The organism is Mycobacterium sp. TH-M15 (assembly GCF_057473705.1).
In genome coordinates this window covers 1-1,702 of record NZ_JBYCLB010000596.1, presented here as the reverse complement: position 1 = coordinate 1,702, position 1,702 = coordinate 1, and the positions used below count along the sequence as shown (strand labels likewise).

The window sequence follows — 1,702 nt, the reverse complement described above, 5'->3', positions numbered from 1 at the left end:
CGACCTCGTGCGGTGTCACAGCGTCTTCCATCAGGGCCACCGATCCGACCATCGCCTGCACCGTATCGAGCAGCGTGAGTCCGGTGAACACCCTGGTGGTGGCCGTCCGCTCGGCGTCGGTCAGCCGCGCCCACGAGGCCACGTCGTTGGCGAGCGGCACCTTCTCGGGCAGCCAGAAGTTGGTCGTCAAGCGGTTCCAGACCTCGGCGTCTTTCGGGTCGATCACCCGATTCCAGTTGATCGCGTGGACCCGGTCCACCAGTCGGGCAGTCATCGTCGGCCTCCTCGTCATCGCCTCGCCGCCAGCGTAGTTCGGTTAGCCACTGAGAAAAGTTCGACACACCGAATGTTTTTGACCGGGACCGGCTCTCGTTCCGGACCGGGACGGCATGCCGTCGGCTACGCTTCGCGACGAACCCACACGACGCCGGCCCGGGAAGACAACCGCTCCAATGACCATTCTGGATCGCTTCCGGATCGACGGCCGGGTGGCGATAGTCACCGGCGCGTCCAGCGGCCTGGGGGTGGGGTTCGCCACCACCCTGGCCGAGGCCGGCGCCGACGTGGTGCTGGGCGCGCGCCGCGCCGACCGGCTGGCCGACACCCGCGCCCTGGTGGCGGCGACCGGCCGCAAGGCGGTGGCGGTGCGCACCGACGTCACCGAGCCGGACGACTGCCGGGCGCTGGTGGACGCGGCGGTCGACGCGTTCGGTCGGGTGGACATCCTGGTGAACAACGCCGGCGTCGGCACCGCGGTGCCGGCCACCCGGGAGACCCCCGATCAGTTCCGCTCGGTGATCGAGCTCAACCTCAACGGCTGCTACTGGATGGCGCAGGCCTGCGCCGCGGTGATGGCCCCGGGCAGCTCGATCGTCAACATCAGCAGCGTGCTCGGCCTGACCACCGCCGGGCTGCCGCAGGCCGCCTACGCGTCGTCGAAGGCCGGCCTGATCGGCCTGACCCGGGACCTGGCCCAGCAGTGGACCCCGCGCAAGGGCATCCGGGTCAACGCGCTGGCGCCGGGCTACTTCGAGTCGGAGATGTCGGCCACGCTGGTTCCCGGCTACCTCGAGTCCACGGTCATTCCGCGCACCCTGCTGGGCCGGATCGGCCGGGCCGAAGAACTCAGCGCCGCGCTGCTCTTCCTGGCCAGCGACGCCGGCAGCTACGTCACCGGCATCACGCTGCCCGTCGAGGGCGGCATGCTCACCAGCTGAGGTCTCCGGAACGGAAAGGGTGGCGATGAACATCGGACTGCACCTGAGCAAGCGGGCGCTGCTGAATCCCGACCTCGAGGCGCTGGTCACCCTGCCGCACGCCGGGTCCGCCGAACTTCGGCTCAGCTTCGCCGAACTCGACCGGCGGGCCAACCGGGCCGCGCATGCGCTGACCGGGTCGGGGCTCGGTAGAGGCGATCGGGTGGCCACGCTGCTGCCCACCGCCCACCAGTTCGTCGAGATCTGCTACGGCGCCGCGCGGGCCGGGCTGGTGCTGGTCCCGCTGAACTGGCGGCTGGTCGCCGCCGAACTGGCGTTCATGCTGCGCGACTCGGGGGCCAGCGCGCTGGTCTACGACGCCGAATACGACGCTGTGGTGGCCGAGCTGCGCGCGCTCGGTGACGGCGCGGACGGCACGCCGGTGCGGCACTGGCTGCGGGTCGGGTCGGACACGCCGGCCTGGGCGGCGGACTTCGACGCGCTGC

At 71.0% G+C, this 1,702-nt stretch carries 3 protein-coding genes; 2 read left to right on the top strand and 1 reads right to left on the bottom strand.

The annotated features are described in order from the left end of the window. The coding region (locus tag AC2VNT_RS14690) for a ribonucleotide-diphosphate reductase subunit beta (protein WP_486947555.1) at positions 1-274 on the bottom strand (274 nt) is incomplete at its 3' end. A 178-nt stretch (positions 275-452) separates the two neighbouring features. On the opposite strand from AC2VNT_RS14690, the gene AC2VNT_RS14685 reads away from it, so the two are divergent. Both AC2VNT_RS14685 and AC2VNT_RS14680 read left to right on the top strand, forming a co-directional pair. Continuing rightward, positions 453-1,217 (top strand): SDR family NAD(P)-dependent oxidoreductase, encoded by a 765-nt coding sequence (locus AC2VNT_RS14685; RefSeq protein WP_486947554.1) that lies wholly within the window; start codon positions 453-455, stop codon positions 1,215-1,217. Between the two features lie 25 nt (positions 1,218-1,242). Next, positions 1,243-1,702 (top strand): AMP-binding protein (locus AC2VNT_RS14680; protein ID WP_486947553.1); only part of this gene is annotated, 460 nt, incomplete at its 3' end.

What these genes read in the sequence shown, in the direction of transcription:
- AC2VNT_RS14685 (WP_486947554.1), top strand. Translation starts at nt 453, where the DNA reads ATGACCATTCTGGATCGCTTCCGGATCGACGGCCGGGTGGCGATAGTC.